Below are 23,813 nucleotides of genomic sequence, written 5' to 3' on the forward strand. Positions count from 1 at the left end.
TGGGCGATGAGGGGTTCGAACCCCCGACCCCCTCGGTGTAAACGAGGTGCTCTGAACCAGCTGAGCTAATCGCCCTATTATTTAGCATCTCATGAACCGTGTTGTTCGTTATTGCTGGTGCAAATATACACCTAGAATTGGGATTCACAAGCGTTTTTTTAAAATAAATTAATAAAATTTCACCACTTTTTTCTTTCCTCCTCAATTACAGTTATTTAATAAAAAACTTTGTGATTATTATTTTTTTGTAATGATTGCCTATAGTGGTACATTTGCCAAATAAATAAAATATAATGGCAAGGTTCAAAGAAAATGATTTACCGAAAGCGAAGTTAAACTCGAATTCACTTCATAAAGCGCTCCGAATTTTTAAATATGCTAAAAACCATAAATGGAAATTTTTTGTAGGCTTGGTTTTTTTACTATTAACAAGTGCTACCGCCCTAGCCTTTCCTAAATTAATGGGAATGTTAGTAGACTGTGTAACTAATAAGGATCTGGATAAGGCCAATGAGATTGCGCTTGCTTTAATGGGAATCCTTGTTTTGCAAGCGATCTTTTCCTTCTTTAGAATTTCACTGTTCGTCAACTTTACAGAAAACTCTTTATCAAACATTCGTTTTGCATTGTATGAGAATTTGATCAAGTTACCCATGTCGTTTTTTTCTCAGAAAAGAGTTGGTGAACTGAATAGCCGTATTAGCGCCGATATTTCTCAACTGCAAGATACTTTTACAACAACCATAGCCGAATTTTTACGTCAATTTATACTGATTGTTGGTGGATTTATAATTTTAGGAAGCATTTCTCCTAAACTAACTTTGATGATGCTTTGCATCGTACCTGTTGTAGCAGTTGGAGCGGTTTTATTTGGTCGTTTTATACGCAAGTACGGAAAAAAAACACAAGATAAAGTAGCCGAAAGTCAAGTGATTGTTGAAGAAACATTACAAGGGATTACAAATGTTAAGGCTTTCGCCAATGAATGGTATGAATTACAACGTTATAAAAACAAAATCAACGAGATTGTAAAAATTGCCATTAAAGGTGGGCAATACAGAGGGTATTTTGCTTCATTCATTATACTATGTCTTTTTGGTTGTGTGGTTGCCGTAGTTTGGTACGGAATTACATTAACTATTAAAGGTGAAGTTGAAGGTGTGGGAGATTTAATATCTTTTATATTATATACCACATTTATTGGGGCCTCTTTTGGTGGTATTGCCGAAATGTATGCTCAGATTCAAAAAGCGGTTGGGGCTACGGAACGTGTTTTTGAATTATTAGACGAACAACCAGAAGCTATTTCTTCTACAATGGACTCAGCGAATATTGAAAAATTAAAAGGAACGGTTACCTTCAAGAATGTCGCTTTTAGCTACCCCTCTCGTAAGGAAATTGAAGTATTAAAAGACGTAAACTTTGATGTGGCTTTTGGCCAAAAAATAGCTATTGTGGGACCTAGTGGTGCTGGAAAATCTACTATTGCATCCTTACTATTGCGCTTTTATGATATTGAAGGAGGTCCAATCCTAATTGATGGAAAAAATATTTATGAATACGATCTAGAAACTCTTAGAGGAAACATGAGCATTGTTCCTCAAGATGTCATTCTTTTTGGTGGAACAATAAAAGAAAATATAGCTTACGGAAAACCAAATGCTACTAACGACGAAATTTTTGCGGCAGCAAAACAAGCCAACGCTTTAAATTTTATCGAAAGTTTTCCAGAGCAATTTGAAACAATTGTGGGAGAAAGAGGTATTAAACTATCTGGAGGACAACGCCAACGCATCGCTATTGCGAGAGCATTATTAAAAAATCCAAGTATTTTGATCCTAGACGAAGCAACTTCATCATTAGATAGTGAAAGCGAAAAACTGGTTCAAGAAGCACTAGAAATACTAATGCAAGGAAGAACGAGTATTATTATTGCTCACCGCTTATCCACTATACGTACTGCAGATCAAATATTAGTATTGGATAATGGAATTGTTTCTGAAAAAGGAACACACCAAGAACTCATTGCTCTTGAAAACGGGAAATATAAAAACTTAAGCAACTTACAATTCACTGATTTCTAACTACTAATTACCCAAATGAAAACAACCCTTACTAAAGCAGTCGTTCTATTACTAGTACTGCTTTTAAAATCTGTTGCTGTAGAAGCACAAGAAACAAAAAACCCTTTCAAAGTAAATCTTTCTGAAGACGGGAAGAAGTACATCAAATTTGGTGCAAATTTTCAACTATGGGCACGTTATACAGAGCTGAATCCCAATAGTAAAGTTGGAGACAACATAGTTGCAAACACAACTGACATCGTACTAAGACGTTTGCGCTTACAAGCAATGGGAATGCTAACGGAAAATGTGTTTTTCCACATTCAATTGGGTCAAAACAATATTAACTTTACTCAAAACAGCGGACCATCAAATGCGCCTTTGTCACTATTAGACGCTATTGGAGAGTATCACTTTAATGATAAATTTCATCTTGGTGGTGGACTTACTGCTTGGGGAGCAGGAACTACACGTTACTCGGCTAATAGTTCATCTTCCCAACTTACACTTGATGCACCAATATACCAACAAAATATTAATGTATCTTCTACTTTTGGTAACCGTAACTTAAGTATTTATGCCAAAGGAATATTTGACAAATTAAGTTATCGAGTTGCCATCACAAATCCGTATCGCAATGCTACAAGCACGCTAAATTTGAACTCTACCATAAGCACACATACTCCAAAAGCACAATATTCTGGGCTGTTAACTTATCAATTCGCTGATAAAGAATCTAATACCGAACCTTACAATAAAGGTACCTATCTTGGTACTAAAAAGATTTTCAACATCGGCTTAGGATATTTGACACAGTCAAAAGCAATGTGGCGCTTAGATCCTGCAGATGCTACCACTCTTATTTATGAAGACATGAGCGTCGTAGGTCTAGATGTGTTTTATGACAAGCCTGTTAGCGCCAAAGGAGATGCTTTAACTCTTTATGCCGCCTACAACAATTGTAACCTCGGGAAAAATTATACTCGCTCTATCGCAACTCCCGACCCTGCAATTGTAGACACATCATTATTGAATGGATCTGGAAACGGATTTATTGGAGTTGGAACTGGAAATATTTACTATGGTCAAGTAGGTTATTTATTTGCTAAACCTAAAAACGCCGCTACTAAAGGAAGGCTACAAGTATATGCGGCCGGTCAAATTGCCGATTTAGAAGCACTTAGCAGCCCTATGAGTCTGTATGAATTAGGAGCTAACTATTACTTAACTGGTACACTAGGTCCTAAACTGAGCTTAGGATACCAAAACCGTTCTATTTTTGAAAAAACAGGAGTTACTTATCCACAAGCTGAACGTAAAAGCATGGTAATGCTACAATTTCAAATTTCTTTCTAAACTAAAAAAAATCACAATAAAAAAAGGTTTCGCTATTGCGAAACCTTTTTTTATTATTGTCTAAATTGTTATCAACTAAGCTTCTTTTCTTCTTTTTCTTTCAGCTTTAATCATTTCTAATTCACGACTAGTTTGTCCCGCAACAGAAGTGTTTTCTTCCGCACGACGAATCAAATAAGGCATAACATCCTTAACAGGTCCAAATGGTAAATATTTTGCAACATTATAACCGTTTTCGGCTAGATTGTAACTTATATTGTCGCTCATTCCATACAATTGCCCAAACCAGATGCGTTCGTCCTTAGCAGCGATACCTTTACTTTGCATTAGCTCCATTAATTTATAAGTACTAGCCTCATTATGGGTTCCTGCAAAAATCGAGAGTAAATCAAGATGATCCAACATGTATTTTACTGTTTCATCATAATTAATATCCGTCGCTTCCTTTGTCGCACATATAGGGGTAGGATATCCCTTTTCAGTTGCACGCACATTCTCTTTTTCCATGTAAGCGCCACGAACAATTTTCATACCGATGAAAAATCCTTCTGTTTTCGCTACTTCATGCAACTGCTTCAAATAATCCAAACGATCCCAACGGTACAACTGCAACGTATTAAAAACAATCGTTTTCTCCTTATTGTACTTGCGCATCATATCCGTTACAATAGCATCTGCAGCATCTTGCATCCAACTCTCTTCTCCATCAATCAATAATGCAACATCTTTTTTATGTCCTTCTTGGCAAACCAAATCAAAACGAGCCAAAACTCGGTTCCATTCTGCTTGCTCATCAGCAGTAAAAGCTTCTTTATTCCCTACTTTTTCGTATAATTCAAAACGTCCTAATCCAGTAGGTTTAAAAACAGCAAACGGAATTGCCATTCGTTCTTTGGCAAATTCAATCGTTTTTAATGTCATTTTTAATGCTGCATCAAACTGATCTTCTTCTTCTTTTCCTTCAACCGAATAATCTAAAACAGACGAAACCCCTTTGGTATACATTTTATCAACTACAGAAAGACAATCTTCTTCATTTACTCCACCACAAAAATGATCAAAAACAGTAGCTCTAATTAGTCCTTCAACTGGTAGATTTGCTTTTAAAGCAAAATTTGTAACTGCTGTTCCAATTCGAACCAATGGTTGATTGGCAATCATTTTAAAAAGAAAATAAGCTCTATCAAGTTCGGTATCGCTCTTCAATGAAAATGCAACTTGAGTATTATTGAAAATTTTATCCATTTGTACGTTAGTTTTTTGACAAATATAAATAGACTTTTATAAATAATTAATATTTTTTATAATAATAAAAAGCATAATATATAATGAACAATATTTTGATTAAACTTCCTATTAAAGTTAATAATTTATAAATTTGTAGAGAATATAGTAAATTACAAAAATGAAGAATAAAATTAATAGTACCGAGGCGGTACAGTCAACTTCTGATTCGCAAAATAGTACTTATTATGACTTTATGGCATTACTTTTTTTTTGTTGCTATTTAGTAATCGATTTTTTACCTGATTTTAAAAGTATCGAAATTATTGGTACCCAGTTTTTTTACTTAGCAGTCTTAAATTGTGTCATCGCTGTTTATTTATTTAAAAATCCACTGTTGCTTTCGCAAAATTTATTTGGAGGTTTAAAAAAAGATTGGATATTTAGATCCTATGCTGTTTTCTTGTTCTTTTGTGGAATCACCCTTTTTATAGCCAATAATATTTCTATATCAATCGTAAGCTTTGTCGATCTTCTGGTTGTGCTCAGTATGTTTCTAAATTTGTACGCACTGTTCTACAAGCGTTTATACCTTGTTTACAAACTCTGTTTTATAATAGCTATTAGTGTGTTTTTACAAACATCCTTAGAGTTCTTTCAACTTATTAAACATGCAAAAACCAGCAACATATTTAATGCAATTGATATTCTAAAGGGAAATACAGGTAACATCAACGTTTATGCGGCTAGTTTGAGTATCAAGATTCCATTTATTCTCATAGGACTAACCCATTATTCTAAATTCAAAAAAGTTTTTTTTGCCCTTTCTCTATTCCTAGCAACATTAACTATCTTCTTTATTAGTGCGAGAGCAGCCTACATTAGTATGTTTTTTACATTTGTAGCCTATGTTGTGTATTACATTAAATCAAACCGAATCACTAAAAGCACTATTACAAATGTGCTATTTATTGTAATCCCTATTTTTCTAAGTTTTATTATAACAAATACCGTTTTTTCTAGCAATCAAGGAACAGGTCGTTTTCAGTCTGTAGGAAATAGAGTTACACAAATTGTTAATACTAAAGATGCATCAAATAATGCCCGTTTAACCTACTGGAAAACTGCTCTAACAATCATTCAAAAAAATCCAGTGATGGGCGTAGGAATTGGAAACTGGAAGCTAGAAAGCTTACCTTATGAAAGTAAGTACATCGATGATGCGTTTAGCTCATCACATACCCACAATGATTTTCTAGAAATAACAACTGAAACAGGGGTTTTTAACGGTCTAGTGTACTTATTTCTTTTTGGATTACTAGTACTAACCAATCTCAAAAAAGTACTTAAAAAGGAAAAATCAACTACAAAAACAATAGCTTTATTAACCTTATTAATGGTGATAAGCTACGGAATTGATGCTTTTTTCAACTTTCCGTTGTATCGCTCAACCATGCAATTTAGTTTTGCAATACTACTAGCCTTTACCCTATTAAACGATCCAGAACAAGTTATCGAAGAGCAAACTGAGGAATCAAATTCAAACAAGAAGTCAATCTTGCCTTTGGGATTAATAACATTGGCCGCTATTACCATTTATTTCACTTTTGTAATACTTAGAGCCTATCAACTGGAATATAAAATTAAGTATAGCACGGTAACTTCTACTGAAATTGCCGAAAGAATGCCTAAATTCCCAAACGTAGGTATCTACGCAGAATCGTATCCTGAATATCTTGCTATTGCTTATTTTAAAGAAAATAACTACATCAAAGCAACACAGTATTTCAATGTAGCCAAAAGCATCAACCCTTATTTAGGAGTACCCGACTGGTATTTGCATCGTATTGAAAAATCGAAAGGAAACATAGATGATGCCTATAAGTATGCTAAAATTGCTTTTTACACGCGACCTAGAAACAGCAATTACTTTTTAGATGCTATTAATATGGCTTCTAAAAAGAAAGATACTGTTGAAATTTTAAAAATTCACAATCTATTTAGTTCTTACCGTAATATGGCTAGCAACTGGAAAAACAGTTCTTCAGCCTTGTATAACTCTAATTATAAAATAAAAAATATTATACAGTTTGTTGATAAAGGTTTGCTGTCTTTTCCAAAGGATACTTCGCTTTTAAAACGAAAAAAAATCCTAACAGAACGACTAACCGGCGTCAAAAACAGTGATAATATATTACCCGAAGATCCAGCAGTTGCTCCTTCTACTGAGAAAAACTATATGGTAGACGCTAAAAAAATGGGAGACCAAAACCAATTTGAAAAAGCTATCGAACTCTATAAAAAAGCGTTTGAACAAAGCCCGGAGAAAAGAGTGATTCTACAGGATATTGGAGTGTGTTATTATAAAATGAATAAACCTGATAGCGCTGTCAAATACTTAAAACAAACATTAGGCGATGCTAATTTAGAGCCCGGAAAAACAGAATACCTTTTAGCAGGTTGTTATTTCAATCTTAAAGACAAAGAAAATGGCTGTAAATATTTAACTATTGCTTCCGATAAAAAATTTCCTAATACAGAACCGTTATTGAATCAATTGTGCAAATAATGCAACAGAATAATCAAATTTGTTATTTTCTTTAATTCGAAAAAAATCAACTAAACTTTTATTTATAAAAACCTTAAATTCGCCACCGGTACCTTTTGAGGTTCGCAAAATATAATCAAATCAGAAGTGCTTTTCAAAGGCCTTTAAATTATACAACTATGTCACATTCGTTACAAACCATACAAGCAAGCAATCATCCAATCTATTTCAACGAGCAAGGGTACAAAGCTTTAAATTTACATTTAAAAGAAAATAAGTATTCAAATTTATTTATCATCGTAGATAGTAATACAAATGAGTTTTGTGCACCTAAATTTTTACCTTATTTAGAAACTGATTTGACCATCGAAATTATCGAATTTGAAAATGGCGAAATCAACAAAAACATAGAGACTTGCGTTCAAATATGGAATGTACTAACAGAACTAGGCGCTGATAGAAAAAGCTTAGTGATCAATCTTGGTGGTGGTGTTGTGACTGACTTAGGAGGATTTGTGGCATCAACATTCAAGCGAGGGGTTGATTTTATTAACATCCCTACTACTCTACTTTCTATGGTTGATGCTTCCGTAGGTGGTAAAAACGGAGTAGATTTAGGAAATTTAAAAAATCAAATTGGTGTTTTTAACCTTCCTATAATGGTGTTGATTGATACTGACTATCTACAAACGGTACCTCAAAACGAAATGCGATCTGGTCTAGCAGAAATGCTAAAACACGGTTTGATTTATGATCAAAACTACTGGGAACAATTCTTAGACTTAAAAGCAATTGATTATGCCGACTTTGATGCATTAATCTATCGTTCAGTCGAAATCAAAAATGAAATCGTAACGATTGATCCAACGGAAAAAAACCTTAGAAAATCATTGAATTTCGGTCATACGCTTGGACATGCAATAGAAAGTTACTTTTTAGAAAATGAAAACAAAACCACTTTATTACACGGAGAAGCTATTGCAGTAGGAATGATTCTAGAAAGCTATATTGCACTAGATAAAAAACTAATTAGCATAGAACAATACAATCAAATAAAAACGACTATAAAAGCGATCTATGACAATATTGATTTTGAGGAAATAGACATTGATCCTATCCTCGAGCTCCTTATTCATGACAAGAAAAATGAGTACGGAAGCATTCAGTTTGCCCTGATCGACGGAATTGGTAAAATCAAGATAAATCAATTGGTTGAAAATGAATTAATTCTTAGCGCTTTTAAAGATTATAAATCTTAATATATTTTTACCCAAAAGGATTGCATTACGTATAAATTATTTTTTACATTTGCCCCAATGAAAACAAATCAAAACAGAAGAAAATTTAATAAAAACTTGAATCGAAACAATATTTCTTTTTTAAGAATGTTGAAGCACTTCAATACCATTAAAGGTAACTTTAGTTTTGATATTTTTCAGTACTTAATTATGGACAACGAAAAGCTGCAGATTATTTATGCTAATATTCGTGTTTGAATTGGTGAAGAACTACACTTTAATTTCAATCACCTAATTCACTCAAAAACAAATGAATACAAAATATAGCGACTTAATCAATCAAACTTATTACTTTCCTCAAGAAGAATTTAAATTAAACAAAGATAATCTTCAGTTTCATAATATTGATTTAATGAAACTAGTAGAACAATACGGTACTCCATTAAAGTTTACCTATTTACCTCAAATTTCTAACAACATTAACAAAGCCAAAAGCTGGTTTCGTAAGTCGATGGAGAAAAATAAATACGATGGTAAATACTTCTACTGCTATTGTACTAAAAGCTCTCATTTTGAATTTATTATGAATGAGGCGTTCAAGAACAACATCCATGTTGAAACTTCATCGGCATTTGATATTAATATTGTCGAAAATTTAATGGCCAATGGAAAAATCAATAAGAGTACATATGTAATCTGTAATGGTTTTAAAAGAGACCAATACATTGAAAACATAGCTAGATTAGTCAACAACGGTCATAAAAATACTATTCCGATCATTGACAATTACGAGGAATTAGATTTGCTTCAAGCTGAAATTAAAGGAAAGTTTAAAATAGGGATTCGTATTGCTGCAGAGGAAGAACCAAAATTTGAGTTCTACACTTCTAGATTAGGAATAGGATATAAGAACATTGTCAATTTTTACAAAAAGCAAATTCAAGATAACGATAAGCTTGAACTAAAAATGCTACACTTTTTCATTAATACAGGTATCAATGATACTGCCTATTACTGGAATGAGTTAGTGAAATGTATCAAAGTATATATTGCACTTAAAAAAGAATGTCCCTCACTAGATGGATTAAATATTGGTGGTGGTTTTCCTATCAAAAACTCTTTGGCGTTTGAATACGATTACCAATACATGATTGACGAAATTATCAATCAAATAAAAATTGCTTGTGACGAAGCCGAAGTTGATGTCCCAAACATCTTTACTGAATTTGGTTCGTTTACAGTAGGCGAAAGTGGTGGAGCAATCTATCAAATTTTATATCAAAAACAACAAAACGATAGAGAGAAGTGGAACATGATTGACTCATCGTTCATTACTACTCTTCCTGATACTTGGGCAATCAACAAGCGTTTCATCATGCTAGCAATCAACCGCTGGAATGAAACTTACGAAAGAGTTCTACTGGGAGGATTGACTTGTGATAGTGATGATTATTACAACTCTGAGCAAAACATGAATGCTATCTATTTGCCTAAATACAATAAAGAAAAACCTTTGTATATTGGTTTTTTCAACACAGGTGCGTATCAAGAAACAATAGGTGGTTACGGCGGATTACACCATTGCTTAATTCCACAACCCAAACATATCTTAATTGATAGGGATGAAAACGGAATTCTAGCAACGGAAGTTTTCTCAGAACAACAAACATCCGATGATGTATTGAAAATTTTAGGTTACAACAAAAAATAAATTATTACATACACAATTAGTCAATTTAAAAATTTCATATATTTGAGAACTATGTTAATTTCAAATCTTTGATTTTTAAATATTTAAAATCCACAAAATGAGTAAAGGACCTATAAGTCAGTTTATAGAAAAACATTATTTGCACTTCAATTCTGCATCACTTGTTGATGCTGCGAAAGCATACGAACAACAGTTAGCAAATGGTGCCAAAATGATGGTGAGTATGGCGGGTGCAATGAGTACAGCCGAAATTGGAAAAATATTTGCCGAAATCATTCGTCAAGATAAAGTTCAAATTATTTCTTGTACAGGAGCAAATCTTGAAGAGGACATCATGAACCTAGTAGCGCACTCTCACTACGAGAGAGTTCCTAACTACCGTGACCTAACTCCTCAAGACGAATGGGATTTATTAGAAAGAGGATTAAATAGAGTTACTGATACTTGTATTCCTGAGCATGAAGCATTCCGTCGTTTGCAAAAACATATTTATAAAATATGGAAAGATGCCGATGATAAAGGAGAAAGATATTTTCCGCATGAATTTATGTATAAAATGTTGCTTTCTGGTGTTCTTGAAGAATATTACGAAATTGACTTAAAAGACAGTTGGATGTATGCAGCTGCAGAGAAAAATTTACCTATTGTTGTTCCAGGTTGGGAAGACAGTACAATGGGAAACATCTTTGCTTCTTACGTAATTAAAGGAGAATTGAAAGCATCTACAATGAAATCAGGTATTGAATACATGACTTTCTTAGCAGACTGGTATCCAAAGAACAGTACTAACGGAATTGGATTTTTCCAAATTGGTGGTGGAATCGCAGGAGATTTTCCAATATGCGTAGTACCAATGTTGTACCAAGACATGGAAATGCATGACATTCCTTTCTGGAGTTATTTCTGTCAAATTTCAGATTCTACAACAAGTTACGGTTCTTACTCTGGTGCCGTACCAAATGAAAAAATAACTTGGGGTAAATTAGATATCAATACTCCTAAGTTTATTATTGAGTCGGATGCTACAATTGTAGCTCCATTAATTTTTGCTTATTTATTAGACTTATAGAATATCATTATGAAAAGAGTAATTGTTGATTACGCAAAGCTTACAAACGAAATCTTGAATCTTTTAGTAGAAAGATTTCCTGATGGTTATGATGACTCTGATATTATTCGTTTTAGAAATGCTAAAAACGAATTAATAGAAGCAGTAGAAGTACGTACTGAGGATACTATTTATTTAGTAAAAGTAAGTATGAAACTTGCTGATAGAATTGAGAATCATGATGACGAAGATGACGATGAAATCGATGATGTAATCGAACCAATCATCCCAATCAAAGGTCTTGATCTAGACGATGATGATGATGATGATGATGACAAACCGGATGTTGACGATGAAGACGATGAGGATTCAGATAAAAAAGATTATGCTGACGATGATGACGATGACGATGACGATGAAGATTAATTCATTATAACATATAAAGGAACTCTTTTTGAGTTCCTTTTTTTTATACGATTAAAAACAAGACTTTTGCAACAACCCTGTTCTGGCAAGCCCTATGATAACATCGCAATTACTACACGAAACATTAAAACTGAATTTTGGTTTTGAAAAATTTAGACCCAATCAGGAAAAAATTATCAATACCATTATTGCAGGACAAGATACCTTGGCCATTATGCCTACTGGAGGCGGAAAATCAATTTGTTTTCAATTGCCTGCCTTATTATTTCCTGGAATTACAATCGTGATTTCGCCTTTGATTGCGTTAATGAAAGATCAAGTGGATAGTTTGAGAACCAACGGAATTGAAGCTTGTTATATCAACAGTAGCCAATCATCAGAGGAACAGCAAACACACATCCAAAATTTGAAAAGCAACAAAATAAAAATGGTTTACGTTGCTCCAGAAAGTTTATCCTATTTAGAAAATGCTTTTAATGAAATAACCATCAGCTTAATTGCGATTGATGAAGCACATTGTATTTCATCTTGGGGGCATGACTTTAGACCAGCTTACACTAATTTAGGATATTTAAAAAATCGTTTCCCCACTACTCCTATCCTAGCATTGACTGCAACTGCCGATAAAGCCACTCGAACCGATATTAGTAACCAACTAAATCTACAAAACCCAGCAGTTTTCATTTCTTCATTCGATAGAAAAAATTTAAGTTTGGAGGTTAGACCAGCTTTAGACAGAGTCAAACAAATTGTTGATTTTATTAGCGATAAACCTACCGAATCTGGAATTGTGTACTGTCTGAGTCGAAAAACTACCGAAGAATTAGCCGAGAAATTACAAAAAGTAGGTGTCAACGCAAAAGCTTATCATGCTGGACTAGATAACAATACACGCTCTAAAACTCAAGATGAATTCATAAATGATGACTGTCAAGTAGTTTGCGCTACTATTGCCTTTGGAATGGGAATTGACAAATCAAATGTACGATGGGTGATTCATTACAATTTACCTAAAAATATCGAAGGGTATTACCAAGAAATTGGACGTGCGGGTCGTGATGGCTTACCATCTGAAACTATTTTATTCGAAAGTTACGGTGATGTAATTCAATTACAAAAATTTGCTTCCCAAGGTTTAAATGCCGAGGTGCAACTTGCCAAACTCGAACGCATGAAACAGTATGCAGATGCTTTGAGTTGTCGACGTAAGATACTACTCTCCTATTTTGGAGAACTGGTTACTGAAAATTGTGGCAATTGTGATATTTGTAAAAATCCTCCAGAATTTTTTGACGGAACAATTATCGCACAAAAAGCATTGTCAGCGATTATACGTTTACAGGAATCAGAACCACTTCCGGTAATTGTAGATTTTTTAAGAGGATCAAAAAACGCTTATATTTTCGAGCAAGGATACCAAAATCTTAAAACTTATGCTGTGGGAAGTGATATTTCGTGGTACGATTGGAATCAATACATCATTCAGCTTATCAATCAAGGATACTGTGAGATTGCTTTTCACCAACAAAATAAAATCAGACTCACGACTTTGGCACGTGAGGTTTTGTTTGAAGGCGATAAAGTGCAATTGACAACCGTTGTCAAAGCAACAGCCGAAAAAGGAACAGCAGCTGAACCCAAAAAGAAATCGAATGCCAATTCTCTATTCGAAAAATTAAAAAAATTACGTTACGATATTTCAAAAGAAGAAAATGTTCCTGCCTATGTAATTTTTAGTGATGCTGCTTTACGCCAAATGGAAACAGTGCGACCAATGAGTGATGAGGAATTAATCACGATTGATGGTGTAGGGAAAGTCAAATTGGAAAAATATGGAGACGCCTTCATAAAAGCAATAATTGAATTTCATAAAGATAAAACGGTAAAAACTAAAAAAGAATCTAGTACTTACAACGAAACATTCGAATTATTCAAAAAGGGACATACAGCAGCAGAAATTGCTGAAAAAAGAAATCTAGGAATTGGAACTATCATGTCCCATTTTGCTAAATTATATGCCGATGGTGAACCTATCGACTTGTTTCAATTTGTATCGAAAGAGGAAATCGATCAGATTAAAGCTGCCAAAATAAAATTAGAAAACCCTCCTGCATTAAAACCATACTTTGACTACTTTGAAGAAAAAGTCGCTTATGATACGATCAGAATGGGATTAGCAATACTTGAAAAAGATCCCAATTTTAATTAAAATCAAAATGATAACTTCATTTTTACCCTACGTCAATTCAGAAACTGAGGTTTTAATTTTGGGTACAATGCCAGGAATTGCTTCTCTAGAAAAACAATAATATTACGCTCATCCAAGAAATCATTTCTGGAAAATTATGTACACTTTATTCAACGAGCTTCCCATAGATGAAAAATTTGAAGACAAAATAAAATTAATACAAAACCACACTATTGGATTGTGGGATGTTCTGCAAAACTGTGAAAGAAAAGGTAGTCTCGATATTCATATAAAAAACCAGAAGGAAAATGATTTTATTTCTTTATTCAAGAAATATCCACAAGTAAAAAAAATAATATTCAATGGTAAAGAAAGCCATAAATACTTTTTTAAAAAAGTTGGACAAATAAAAGGCATCACATATTATGTGATGCCTTCTACAAGTCCAGCTAATACAATGTCATTTGACAAAAAACTGGAAATATGGTCTAGTTGTTTTTAAACTTACAAATACCTTTCTTCAAAAACTTTTTGATGGTGTTTTTGGTGTCCTATCATTATAAAACCAATGGCCCTAACTGAAATTGATGTATTTGATGCTGTTCCTATACGCATTAATTGTTCCTTTGAAAAGCTATTGAATAATGATAAAGTAGCTTGTCTTACCACAGCCATTTCTGTCAATAAACCTTGAAGGTTTCTTTCGTTGGCATTGGTATTGTCTACATAATCATTTTCATCAAAACCTGGTAAAGGAGTTTTGTCATTTCTAGATATTCGCAACGCTCTGTAAGCAAAAATTCGCTCGGTATCAATTATATGTTGAATGATTTCTTTGATCGTCCATTTCCCTTCGGCATAGCGATAATCAAATTTGTCCATCGGAATGTCTTGCACAAATCGAATGAACTCATGAAGACAAATTTCTAGTTCTTCAATTAAATTTGTATTTGCTGCTGCATTAACATAGCCTGCGAAAAACGGTGCATACTCATCATCTCTTAATTCACTTGATACCATAGTTTACATTTAAGCCGAGTTTCTACTCGCGTTAGTATTTCCAAACAAAGAGCGTGTTACGATTTTTTCGTAGACCTTTATTAATTGCTCATCAACCACCGCTTCTTTGTTTAATTCATTAATTCTCAATAAAGCATATTGTTGTATTGTCAACAAAGGCAACACAATACGCTCTCTTATTTGAATTGATGCTTTACCATCAGGATAATTCTCCATCAATTCTGTATGTCCCGCTATTTTCAACAACAAACGTTTTGTTTCCAAAAACTCATCATAGATAATTTGCCAAAACTCGCCAAAATTTGAATCTTTTTTCATGTAGGCTGTCAAAGGGAAAAATGACTTAGCCAATGACATCATACTATTCTCTAAAAGTGTTTTGAAAAATAATGAATTATCATATAAATCCTGAACTTTGCCCCATTGATCTGTATCCTCATAATACTTTAAAGCTGTACCTACTCCAAAAAAACCTGGTACATTTTGCTTCAATTGACTCCAAGACCCTACAAAAGGTATCGCTCGCAAGTCGGCAAAATCTAACTGTGCAGACTTACTTCTTTTAGAAGGTCGACTTCCTATATTTGTTTTAGCATAATATTTCAACGTACTCATTTGCTCCAAGTACGGAATGAATTTTGGATGATTCTTAAAGCTCAGGTATTTTTTATATCCTAAATCGGCCAAATGTCCCATCACCTCTTTTTCATCACTTGAAAAAAGATTTTTAGTTTTACTAAAAACATGGTTAGTTACACCAGCACTCAATAAATTCTCTAAGTTATAACGACAAGAATCCAATGTTCCAAAATTAGAACTAATTGTTTGCCCTTGTACCGTGATTTGAATTTCCTTGTTTTCTATATTTGGCCCTAATGAAGCATAGAATTTATGTGTTTTTCCACCACCACGTGCTGGAGGCCCACCACGACCATCAAAGAAGATAACATCAACTCCATATTGTCTGGATATAGCTGTCAAAGCTTCTTTTGCTTGATAAATACTCCAGTTCGCCATTAAATAACCGCCATCCTTAGTACCATCAGAAAAACCAAGCATAATCGTTTGCTTCATTCCTCTATTTACTAAATGATTCGCATACATTGGATTCGTATACAACTTTTCCATTACATTGTGCGCATCGCGTAGGTCGTCTACCGATTCAAATAACGGCACAACATCGACCGTTGGATTTTCCCAATTACTTAAACGAATCATTGCAAAGGTCTCCATAACATTTAATGCGCTTTCATTATTACTAATGATATAACGATTTGCGCCAAATTCTCCGTTATTTTGTTGAATAGTCTTAATAGCTTGGATAGACTCAATAGTCGACTTTGTAATTTCATTTTCAAAATCAGCTGAATTAAGATCTCCTTTAACTTGAGCTAGCACTTCGAATTTCTCATTCTCGCTTAAATCATAATAGTTGTCCGGAAATAAACCAGTGTCAGCTTTAGAATAAAAATCAAATATATCTTTAAATACAGCATTATGAATGCGACTGTTTTGACGAATATCTAAAGTTGCAAAATGAAATCCAAAAAGATTAACCTTTATCAACAAAGCATCCAATTCATCCAAATACAATGACTGATGTTGCTCAATAACAATTGTTTTTATCTTGTTTAATTGTGCTTTAAACTCGTCTAAAGTAATGTAAATTTCTCCTTTCGAATAAAACACAGAACGATAAAGCTTATGTTCAAGTTCTGCTACTAAAACATCTACATTAAAGAACGTTAGCTTACGTTTTAAACTTCTCATTTCGATGTAATAACATTTCAAAATTGAAGTTCTTAATCGCTCTGCAACATTAAGTGTAATATCAGTAGTTACAAACGGATTTCCATCACGATCACCTCCTGGCCAAAACCCTAGCTTTATGAGCGGATTTTGTATAGAAGTTCCTTGAAAAACATTTTTTTGCAAGTAATGCACCATATCACCCGAAGTGTTATAGAATACATTTTCCAAATACCAAATCAAGCTCACCGCCTCATCAAAAGGATTTGGTTTTTCATTTTTAATAAAAGGCGTCTTTCCCAATTGCGCCAATAAATGCTTAATATTCAATAATTTATTTTCACGAATAGCGTCAGTTAAATCATTGATGATTCCTAAAACTGAACCTGGATAAAACTGAGTAGGATGGGCCGTTAAAACAGTACGTACATTGAAGTTCTCAAGAAACTCAATCAACTCCTCCTTCTTTCCTTTTGCTTCAGCTTTTTCTTTTATATCACGCAAAGAGCCACGACCTTCCATATTGTTTACAATAGGAAAAGCAGCATCTTCAACAGCATCAAAAAGAACAATTTGACGTTCAATGTATTGAATAAATCGAAACATCAAATCAATTTTATCTCCCTCATTCGTACTATGCAAATACTTTTCAGAGAAAAACTCAATAATTTCTTTTGGGGTTTCTTGTTTTTTAAAACCTGCCTCACAAACCTCTGTAAATAAAGGAAGTAAAACCCCTGTATTATCTATAGAATCAAATGGCAGGGTAATAAAAACACTGTTGTATATATTGTATTTAGAAAGAACATTTTGGTTAAAACGTTCAATTTTAGGTAGTGTATACATAATTTTGTTATAGTTGGATTGGTTTGTTGAAAAATAGTTATAAAAAAATAACCCCAAGAACTAACTTGAGGTTATATTAAAAATATAGCGTTCAAGTTTAATTACATATTTTTGAAAATAGTATGCATTAAGCGCTTCTTATCATTGATGCTTTCTTCAAGTGAGATCATAGTTTCAGTTCTATACACTCCTTCGATATCATCAATCATAAAAATAACATCTTTTGCATGCTTTGTATCTTTTGCTCTAATTTTGCAAAAGATATTAAATTTACCTGTTGTAACAGAAGCTACCGTTACAAAAGGAATTTCGTTGATACGTTGCAACACAAACTTAGTTTGTGACGTATTATTTAGAAAAACACCCACATAAGCAATGAATGAATACCCTAATTTATCATAATCAAGTACCAATGACGATCCCATGATAATCCCAGCATCTTCCATCTTTTTTACTCTAACATGAACCGTACCTGCAGAAATTAACAATTTTTTTGCGATATCTGTAAAAGGGACCCTTGTGTTATCAATCAACATATCTAAAATCTGATGATCTACTTCATCTAAACGGAACTTACTCATATTTCTTTAATTAATATTATTATTAGCTTAAACAAAGTATAAAAATATACATAAAAACAACAAATTGATTAAAAATATTATTTTTTTATCAATCCGTTAACAAATTCAACACCATTTTCTAAATAAAAATTGCTTTTTTGACCTAATTTCGGAAACTGCTCTAAATCATCTTTATAAACTGCTCCTTCTGCATCATACTCAAAATGACCATAATACCCTTCTAAATCTCCAATTTCTACAATGTAAGCATTAAACTGAATTTTATTGTCAATTAATTCTTCTTTGTATTGTGAAGCAAAATTCGTTATTTTTTCAATACCATCATAATTTATTTTGACATTTTTATATATAAAATCATAAAAAACGGCTTTATTTTGAGGAATATTTAAATAATTATTAATTCCATTGATAACTATATCGTTTTCGCTAAGTATCGTAAAACTAGACAGAAGCGCCATAAAAATGTATTTTCGCGTTTCCTCTCTCTCATAATCATCTGGAAAATGCCCAGCTTCAAACAGTAAAGTAGGCACTCCTAAATACTGAAAAGTATCCCCTATGCAATTGATATTGAATGAATCATCAAATCGCCCTACTTGACCTGGAATAAAATCTTGCAAAACCTTATTAATTCCTGCAATTAACTCAATAGCTTTAAGCCTCGACGGATTAATTTCTCTTTCTTCATTATAAGAAGGTGCTAAAAAAGAGACTGTTGCTACTTTTCCTGTATCATTGACTCCAAAAATCGTGCGTTGGTCGTGTAAATTAAAACAATAGTCCGGCCGAAACGACTCAAAAGCTGCCCTAAGCACTCTGCTTTCAGGTTGGGTTAAGTCTTGCGAATCTCTGTTTAAGTCAATTTCATTTGCATTAACACGGGTATACAACTTTGCTCCATCAGGATTTAGAATAGGAATGGTATAAAAAGTGAAATTAGACAACAGTTTTTGAGCTAAATCTGTTCCGCTTTTTAGCAAATTTAAAAAGTCAAATAACGCTTTCGTTGTTGTACTTTCATTCCCATGCATTTGCGACCACAGAAAAATTCTGGTTTTTCCCGTCCCTATTTGATACTTATATATGTCTCTGTCTTGCACTGATTTTCCAATAATAGAAAGCGCATTGTCAACATTTAATCGATGCAATAAAGGCTCAATATTTTCCAAAGTTAGATATCTACCTGCAATCGAATTTTCTTTATTTTCTAAATATAATTGTTCTAAATTCATAATTTTTATTTGATTTACAAAAGTAAACAGTTTTGTTTTTACAAAAGTAAACAAGTTGTTTTTTTAAATTATTATAAATGTAAACTGTTTCGAAGCTAATTCAGCTACCCTTTTGTATACAATTGTTGTACTTTGTTATTTTTGTTAAAAAATATTTCAAAATACTGTTTATTAGATAATTATGTATCTTTACTTAATGTTTAAATTAGGGGTGATCAGGCTTCTAAACTCTATTTACAAGTGTAAATGTTATTGTTAATAATTTTTTATTTACATTTGTAACTACTTTTTTTAAAGCTTAAATTACAATGGTAAACATAGAGGATTTTATTAAACGACTAGAAATACTGCTTGATTATTATGGCGTAAATGCTTCGGCATTCGCAGATAAAATTGGCGTACAACGCTCTAGCTTGTCTCACCTACTATCAGGCAGAAACAAACCGAGCCTTGATTTTGTTTTGAAAATCTTAGAGGTTTATCCTGATGTAGATTTATATTGGATATTGAATGGTCAAGGTAGTTTCCCCAAAATCGAAACGCCACTTCTTGAAAAAGAATCCGTTGTCTCTACTCCTATTGTTGCACCATCGAATACGCTATTTGATAATCCAAAAGCGGAAACTAACACAACCAAAGAAAGTAGTAAAGAACAACCGCCAACGTTGATCAATCAACTGACCAACGAAACAAGTATTGATAAAATTGTCATTTTCTACAAAGACGGAACTTTTAAAAGCTATAATCCAGAATAAAAAAGCTCCATTCATTTTACTGAAAGGAGCTCCTACTAAATAATATTTTACGATTTCATTCAAAACTACACTAGAAATCCTTTTTCTGGAATTTTCCCTTTCACTCCTTCGAAATGTTTTAGTAACAATGTCATGTCGGCGTCTAAATCTCCAGATGGCTCAACTGGTTGTCCTAAACTTACCTGCTTTCTACCAAAATCAAATGTTACAGGAACAATAGGTACATTTGCCTTCATGGCGATATAATAGAAGCCTGTTTTAAGTTGGCCTACTTTTTCTCTTGTCCCTTCAGGCGCAACCGCAAGGCGAAATGTTTTTCTCCGTGCAAAAATCGCTGCAATCGAATCTACTTTGTTCAAACCTCCGGAACGGTCTAGCGGCTCTCCTCCCATATATCTAAAATAAAATCCCAATGGAAACCGAAACAGTTCCTTTTTACCTACCCAGTTCATGTCAAGTCCTGTGATTCCTCGAGTAAAAATCCCTAAATAAAAATCATGAGCGCTAGTATGTGGCATAATCATCATCACGCATTTTTTTAAGTTGGGGTCTATAGTTCCTACAATTTTCCAACCCATAAGGTTAAAAAATATCCATTTGTAAATTAGCTTCTTCATTCCTATCTTTTTTTGTGCAAATTATATAATTTTAAACTAATTTCGATAAAAACCACCATTGATGCTTAAAAAAATAGCCAGCTATATCATACCGATCAATATTTTTAATAAAAAATCAAAAGTAAGTAACTCACTTGAAGTGACTTGGGCTAATGGAGAATTAGTTTTAGATTCTAAAAACACCAATTATTCTTATGGGAGTTTGCAGCGTATTTTAAGGTTAGGACTTAAAAACATCGGCTTTCAACAGATTGCCGTAATGAAAGAAGTCTTGATTTTAGGTGTAGCTGGTGGTAGTGTTGTCAAAACTTTAGTAAATGAAATCGAATTTAAAGGCCAAATTACCGGTGTAGAAATAGATCCTGATATTATACAGCTTGCCAATCAATATTTTGACCTAGACAAAATTACTCAGCTAGAAATCATCATCGATGATGCCTTCGAATTTGTTCTCAAAACAAAAAATAAATATGATTTAATTGTTATTGACGTTTTTCAAGACACAACTATGCCTAATTTTTTATTCGAAAATTACTTTGTAAACAGCGTTTGTTCTTTGTTGAATAGCCGTGGATTTGTACTTTTTAATACCATGCTTTTAAATCATCAAGATAATCTAAGAAACAAAAAATACATTGCTGATTTTGATCATGCTAATTGCAAAATTAAATCGATACCAAGAGTCGAAGATCACAATGAATTAATTGTTATAGAAAAACTGATTTAATATTTACAAATACAACTTCTAGCATCTACGCCTTTTAAACCTTAAATATTTTGTACTTTCGTTCACAATAACAAATTTAAATTAGGATGAACAAAATTGCACGAAAACTACTTTTAGGAAATGTAGTCCCAACAGCCAAGCCTGATTTCAATCCGATTCAAAAAAGAATACAGAATATAAAAGCAATTTGGAATAACGATCATCAAGATGATAACGGAATCGAAAAAATTGTTCGTTTATTTTTGTCCAGTTCTCAATTATTTTTCCCTGGAATTTACATCAAATACCTAGCCGCTAAAAAAGGAAGTGAATATGAAGATTTAGCCGTTGATCTTTATGTTTTATTAAAAGTAGCTTTACCATTAATCATAATAATCAATCAATGGCAAACCAATCAATTCCTTCTTGGAATTATGGTTTACATCATGTTTGAAACCATATTATACATTCCTACGCTAATTTTTGCTTCTGATTTATTTTCTAAACCTCGATCTTACAAAAGGTCTATGCTATTGCTATTCTTCAATTATCTAGAAATGGTTTTAGCCTTTGCCGTTCTATATAGTTGTGACAACTATTTAAACAAGCCTTTCCATCACTGGTTTGACTCTATTTACTTTAGTACCGTAACAGCATCAACAATTGGTTTTGGAGATTATTATCCGGTTAAAACATTTGGTAAGTTTCTAGTGAGTTCTCAATCCTTACTCGTGTTAATGTATGTAGTTTTGTTTTTAAATTTTTTCTCCACTAAAATAAAATCAAAAGGCTATTTTGATCAAGACACTGACGTTTAACTACAGCATTTTCCTCGCTTTTTCAAGGTCTTCCAAAGTATCTATTCCTATTCCTACATGAGTAGTCTCAACCATTTTAATTCGCTTTCCAAATTCTAAATAACGCAATTGCTCTAGTTTTTCGGATGCTTCCAAAGCCATCATCGGTAAGCTATAAAAATCCAACAATGCTTGTTTTCTAAACGCATAAATCCCAATGTGCTGCATATAACGTACTCCTACATTTTTCTCCCTTGGAAATGGTATAACAGATCTTGAAAAGTACAATGCAAAATTATTTTGATCCGTAACAACCTTTACATTATTAGGATTGTTAATTTCTTCTTGATTTGTTATTTCGCGCATCAAGGAAGCTAAATCCACTTTTTTATCAGTATCATTTTTAAAAACCTCAATTACTTTAGCCAAAGGCTCTTTGTCAATAAATGGCTCGTCTCCTTGCACATTCACAACAATATCGACAGCTAGATTCTCGACTGCTTCGGCAATTCGATCACTACCAGACTCATGCTCTTTGATGCTTCTAATTGCTTTACCACCATGAGAAACAATTTCGTCAAAAATTAAATCCGAATCGGTTACCACAAAAACATCATCAAATAGTGCTGTTTGGATTGCTGCTTCATAAGTTCTCAAAATCACCGTTTTGCCTCCCAAATCTTGCATTAATTTAGCTGGAAATCTTGTTGATGCGTAACGTGCGGGAATAACTGCTATTATTTTCATAAATTAATTTAAATTGCTAGACAAAAATACTACTATTTTAAAATTACCACCTAAAATTTGATACCTTTAAATTGTTATTTTACTATAAATTACCTTACTAAACTATGAAATCAATTTGCTTCTTATTTATTATATTTTTAATTTCCTGCAGTCCCGTTAAAATTAAAGATTTTAATAATGACTATACCCAAGAATTAGTAGGTCAAATTAAGTCAATGGATATGAGACAATATGAATATAAATTCATAAAAAAAGACACAGTCAACCTCGTTCAAACTATTACTTTAAATTTCGATTCGAACAATAGGATTAAAAACGAAAAAATCATTACCGAAAATGGTCAAAAAGTAGCTATTTATCAATACCTAAATGGTTTACTGATAGAAAAACAACTACTATCAACACACGACTCTACATTAGTTACTTATAAATACGATCAATTAAAAAATCTGATTGAAGAAAAAGCAACTTACAATAACGGAATGTTTAATCTAAAATCTCAAGTATTTGATAAATACCATAATGTTGTTCAAATAAGAACCAACTTCGTCAAAAAAATTAAACAATTAACTGAAATTGAATATAATTACAAAAACAACTATTTTATTGCTAAAAGTTCTATCGACACCATTGCCGTAGGCACAATTGAGACTAAAAACCATTTTAATAAAAAAGGATATATCATAAAAGCCAAAGGAATAATGAATCTATAAACTCTAAATACTACCGTTATGACATTGATAAAAACGGTAACCTAACTACCAAAACATATTATAAAGCTGATAATACAGTTATTGAAACCGTAACTTTTAAAAACACTTATGATAAAAAAGGAAATATAATAATAAGAGAGCGATTTCTAAATGGAAAATTAATCAGCAAAACTACTTAGGGCTTGCTGAAAAATTGCAAATCCAATAAAACAGAGGTATTTAGAGCTACTTTTTCTTGTTTAAATGCA

General features: G+C 32.8%; 19 protein-coding genes, 1 tRNA gene and 1 pseudogene. 13 read left to right on the top strand and 8 right to left on the bottom strand.

The window, feature by feature from the left end; translation table 11 throughout:
* A tRNA-Val gene (locus H8R24_RS15790) sits at nucleotides 1-75 on the bottom strand.
* A gap of 218 nt (nucleotides 76-293) precedes the next feature.
* Between H8R24_RS15790 and H8R24_RS15795 the strand changes: the two genes are divergently transcribed.
* Both H8R24_RS15795 and H8R24_RS15800 read left to right on the top strand, forming a co-directional pair.
* A complete protein-coding gene (locus tag H8R24_RS15795; RefSeq protein ID WP_187021042.1) occupies nucleotides 294-2,084 on the top strand; it encodes an ABC transporter ATP-binding protein in 1,791 nt (596 codons plus the stop codon).
* Nucleotides 2,085-2,099: 15 nt separating this feature from the next.
* Nucleotides 2,100-3,419 carry a porin family protein gene (locus tag H8R24_RS15800; RefSeq protein ID WP_187021040.1) on the top strand — a complete coding sequence of 440 codons (1,320 nt, stop codon included), beginning with the start codon at nucleotides 2,100-2,102 and terminating at the stop codon, nucleotides 3,417-3,419.
* A gap of 75 nt (nucleotides 3,420-3,494) precedes the next feature.
* On the opposite strand, the gene H8R24_RS15805 is transcribed toward H8R24_RS15800, so the two are convergent.
* Nucleotides 3,495-4,664, bottom strand: coding sequence for a proline dehydrogenase family protein (locus H8R24_RS15805; protein WP_187021037.1), 1,170 nt, complete (start codon nucleotides 4,662-4,664; stop codon nucleotides 3,495-3,497).
* A gap of 160 nt (nucleotides 4,665-4,824) precedes the next feature.
* Between H8R24_RS15805 and H8R24_RS15810 the strand changes: the two genes are divergently transcribed.
* The 7 genes and pseudogenes from H8R24_RS15810 to H8R24_RS15840 form a co-directional block, all read left to right on the top strand.
* Complete coding sequence (locus H8R24_RS15810; RefSeq protein ID WP_187021035.1) at nucleotides 4,825-7,212, top strand: O-antigen ligase family protein; 2,388 nt, start codon at nucleotides 4,825-4,827, stop codon at nucleotides 7,210-7,212.
* 158 nt (nucleotides 7,213-7,370) lie between these two features.
* Complete coding sequence (aroB, locus tag H8R24_RS15815) at nucleotides 7,371-8,450, top strand: 3-dehydroquinate synthase (protein ID WP_187021032.1); 1,080 nt, start codon at nucleotides 7,371-7,373, stop codon at nucleotides 8,448-8,450.
* A 289-nt stretch (nucleotides 8,451-8,739) separates the two neighbouring features.
* On the top strand, nucleotides 8,740-10,140 hold the full coding sequence (locus H8R24_RS15820) for a type III PLP-dependent enzyme domain-containing protein (protein WP_187021029.1): 1,401 nt from the start codon (nucleotides 8,740-8,742) through the stop codon (nucleotides 10,138-10,140).
* Nucleotides 10,141-10,237: 97 nt separating this feature from the next.
* The gene (locus H8R24_RS15825; protein ID WP_187021027.1) at nucleotides 10,238-11,209 is read left to right on the top strand and encodes a deoxyhypusine synthase family protein; all 972 of its coding nucleotides are present in this window, start codon (nucleotides 10,238-10,240) and stop codon (nucleotides 11,207-11,209) included.
* Between the two features lie 9 nt (nucleotides 11,210-11,218).
* Complete coding sequence (locus H8R24_RS15830; protein WP_187021024.1) at nucleotides 11,219-11,614, top strand: DNA primase; 396 nt, start codon at nucleotides 11,219-11,221, stop codon at nucleotides 11,612-11,614.
* A gap of 94 nt (nucleotides 11,615-11,708) precedes the next feature.
* Nucleotides 11,709-13,823: a DNA helicase RecQ gene (gene recQ / locus H8R24_RS15835; RefSeq protein ID WP_187021022.1), complete on the top strand. Its 2,115-nt coding sequence runs from the start codon at nucleotides 11,709-11,711 to the stop codon at nucleotides 13,821-13,823.
* Nucleotides 13,824-13,935: 112 nt separating this feature from the next.
* Nucleotides 13,936-14,304, top strand: a pseudogene (locus H8R24_RS15840) (DNA-deoxyinosine glycosylase); the annotation flags it as partial.
* A gap of 2 nt (nucleotides 14,305-14,306) precedes the next feature.
* Here the strand turns inward: H8R24_RS15840 and H8R24_RS15845 are convergent.
* The 4 genes from H8R24_RS15845 to H8R24_RS15860 all read right to left on the bottom strand — a co-directional run bounded on the left by H8R24_RS15845 (nucleotide 14,307) and on the right by H8R24_RS15860 (nucleotide 19,230).
* The gene (locus tag H8R24_RS15845; protein WP_187021019.1) at nucleotides 14,307-14,822 is read right to left on the bottom strand and encodes a DinB family protein; all 516 of its coding nucleotides are present in this window, start codon (nucleotides 14,820-14,822) and stop codon (nucleotides 14,307-14,309) included.
* A 9-nt stretch (nucleotides 14,823-14,831) separates the two neighbouring features.
* Nucleotides 14,832-17,417, bottom strand: a complete 2,586-nt coding sequence (locus H8R24_RS15850) for a phosphoenolpyruvate carboxylase (protein ID WP_187021017.1) — start codon at nucleotides 17,415-17,417, stop codon at nucleotides 14,832-14,834.
* A gap of 101 nt (nucleotides 17,418-17,518) precedes the next feature.
* Entirely contained in the window at nucleotides 17,519-17,998 is a 480-nt protein-coding gene (locus H8R24_RS15855) for an Lrp/AsnC family transcriptional regulator (protein WP_132109674.1), read from the bottom strand.
* Nucleotides 17,999-18,075: 77 nt separating this feature from the next.
* The gene (locus H8R24_RS15860; RefSeq protein ID WP_187021014.1) at nucleotides 18,076-19,230 is read right to left on the bottom strand and encodes a M14 family metallopeptidase; all 1,155 of its coding nucleotides are present in this window, start codon (nucleotides 19,228-19,230) and stop codon (nucleotides 18,076-18,078) included.
* A gap of 308 nt (nucleotides 19,231-19,538) precedes the next feature.
* Here H8R24_RS15860 and H8R24_RS15865 point away from each other — a divergent pair, with 308 nt between their 5' ends.
* Nucleotides 19,539-19,985 (top strand): helix-turn-helix domain-containing protein, encoded by a 447-nt coding sequence (locus H8R24_RS15865; protein WP_187021011.1) that lies wholly within the window; start codon nucleotides 19,539-19,541, stop codon nucleotides 19,983-19,985.
* Nucleotides 19,986-20,050: 65 nt separating this feature from the next.
* Here the strand turns inward: H8R24_RS15865 and H8R24_RS15870 are convergent, their stop codons facing one another.
* Entirely contained in the window at nucleotides 20,051-20,602 is a 552-nt protein-coding gene (locus tag H8R24_RS15870) for a 1-acyl-sn-glycerol-3-phosphate acyltransferase (protein WP_187021009.1), read from the bottom strand.
* Nucleotides 20,603-20,663: 61 nt separating this feature from the next.
* Between H8R24_RS15870 and H8R24_RS15875 the strand changes: the two genes are divergently transcribed.
* Together H8R24_RS15875 and H8R24_RS15880 are read left to right on the top strand one after the other, a co-directional pair.
* Nucleotides 20,664-21,329 carry a spermidine synthase gene (locus H8R24_RS15875; RefSeq protein ID WP_187021008.1) on the top strand — a complete coding sequence of 222 codons (666 nt, stop codon included), beginning with the start codon at nucleotides 20,664-20,666 and terminating at the stop codon, nucleotides 21,327-21,329.
* A gap of 86 nt (nucleotides 21,330-21,415) precedes the next feature.
* Nucleotides 21,416-22,126, top strand: a complete 711-nt coding sequence (locus H8R24_RS15880) for a potassium channel family protein (protein WP_187021007.1) — start codon at nucleotides 21,416-21,418, stop codon at nucleotides 22,124-22,126.
* Here the strand turns inward: H8R24_RS15880 and kdsB are convergent, their stop codons facing one another.
* Nucleotides 22,127-22,852, bottom strand: a complete 726-nt coding sequence (gene kdsB / locus H8R24_RS15885) for a 3-deoxy-manno-octulosonate cytidylyltransferase (RefSeq protein ID WP_187021006.1) — start codon at nucleotides 22,850-22,852, stop codon at nucleotides 22,127-22,129.
* Between the two features lie 104 nt (nucleotides 22,853-22,956).
* Between kdsB and H8R24_RS15890 the strand changes: the two genes are divergently transcribed.
* Nucleotides 22,957-23,565, top strand: a complete 609-nt coding sequence (locus H8R24_RS15890; RefSeq protein ID WP_187021005.1) for a hypothetical protein — start codon at nucleotides 22,957-22,959, stop codon at nucleotides 23,563-23,565.
* The last annotated feature ends 248 nt before the right edge of the window (nucleotides 23,566-23,813 follow it).

Origin of the sequence: Flavobacterium muglaense, assembly GCF_014305155.1 — a bacterium.
In the GTDB taxonomy this organism is placed as follows: Bacteria; Bacteroidota; Bacteroidia; order Flavobacteriales; family Flavobacteriaceae; genus Flavobacterium; species Flavobacterium muglaense.

Excerpts from the sequence above, each read along its gene's own strand:
- H8R24_RS15810 (WP_187021035.1), top strand. The coding sequence starts at position 4,825 with ATGAAGAATAAAATTAATAGTACCGAGGCGGTACAGTCAACTTCTGAT.
- H8R24_RS15875 (WP_187021008.1), top strand. The coding sequence starts at position 20,664 with ATGCTTAAAAAAATAGCCAGCTATATCATACCGATCAATATTTTTAAT.
- H8R24_RS15855 (WP_132109674.1), bottom strand. The coding sequence starts at position 17,998 with ATGAGTAAGTTCCGTTTAGATGAAGTAGATCATCAGATTTTAGATATG.
- H8R24_RS15850 (WP_187021017.1), bottom strand. The coding sequence starts at position 17,417 with ATGTATACACTACCTAAAATTGAACGTTTTAACCAAAATGTTCTTTCT.
- H8R24_RS15830 (WP_187021024.1), top strand. The coding sequence starts at position 11,219 with ATGAAAAGAGTAATTGTTGATTACGCAAAGCTTACAAACGAAATCTTG.
- H8R24_RS15880 (WP_187021007.1), top strand. The coding sequence starts at position 21,416 with ATGAACAAAATTGCACGAAAACTACTTTTAGGAAATGTAGTCCCAACA.
- H8R24_RS15820 (WP_187021029.1), top strand. The coding sequence starts at position 8,740 with ATGAATACAAAATATAGCGACTTAATCAATCAAACTTATTACTTTCCT.
- kdsB (WP_187021006.1), bottom strand. The coding sequence starts at position 22,852 with ATGAAAATAATAGCAGTTATTCCCGCACGTTACGCATCAACAAGATTT.
- aroB (WP_187021032.1), top strand. The coding sequence starts at position 7,371 with ATGTCACATTCGTTACAAACCATACAAGCAAGCAATCATCCAATCTAT.
- H8R24_RS15865 (WP_187021011.1), top strand. The coding sequence starts at position 19,539 with ATGGTAAACATAGAGGATTTTATTAAACGACTAGAAATACTGCTTGAT.
- recQ (WP_187021022.1), top strand. The coding sequence starts at position 11,709 with ATGATAACATCGCAATTACTACACGAAACATTAAAACTGAATTTTGGT.
- H8R24_RS15825 (WP_187021027.1), top strand. The coding sequence starts at position 10,238 with ATGAGTAAAGGACCTATAAGTCAGTTTATAGAAAAACATTATTTGCAC.
- H8R24_RS15890 (WP_187021005.1), top strand. The coding sequence starts at position 22,957 with ATGAAATCAATTTGCTTCTTATTTATTATATTTTTAATTTCCTGCAGT.
- H8R24_RS15870 (WP_187021009.1), bottom strand. The coding sequence starts at position 20,602 with ATGAAGAAGCTAATTTACAAATGGATATTTTTTAACCTTATGGGTTGG.
- H8R24_RS15800 (WP_187021040.1), top strand. The coding sequence starts at position 2,100 with ATGAAAACAACCCTTACTAAAGCAGTCGTTCTATTACTAGTACTGCTT.
- H8R24_RS15795 (WP_187021042.1), top strand. The coding sequence starts at position 294 with ATGGCAAGGTTCAAAGAAAATGATTTACCGAAAGCGAAGTTAAACTCG.
- H8R24_RS15860 (WP_187021014.1), bottom strand. The coding sequence starts at position 19,230 with ATGAATTTAGAACAATTATATTTAGAAAATAAAGAAAATTCGATTGCA.
- H8R24_RS15845 (WP_187021019.1), bottom strand. The coding sequence starts at position 14,822 with ATGGTATCAAGTGAATTAAGAGATGATGAGTATGCACCGTTTTTCGCA.
- H8R24_RS15805 (WP_187021037.1), bottom strand. The coding sequence starts at position 4,664 with ATGGATAAAATTTTCAATAATACTCAAGTTGCATTTTCATTGAAGAGC.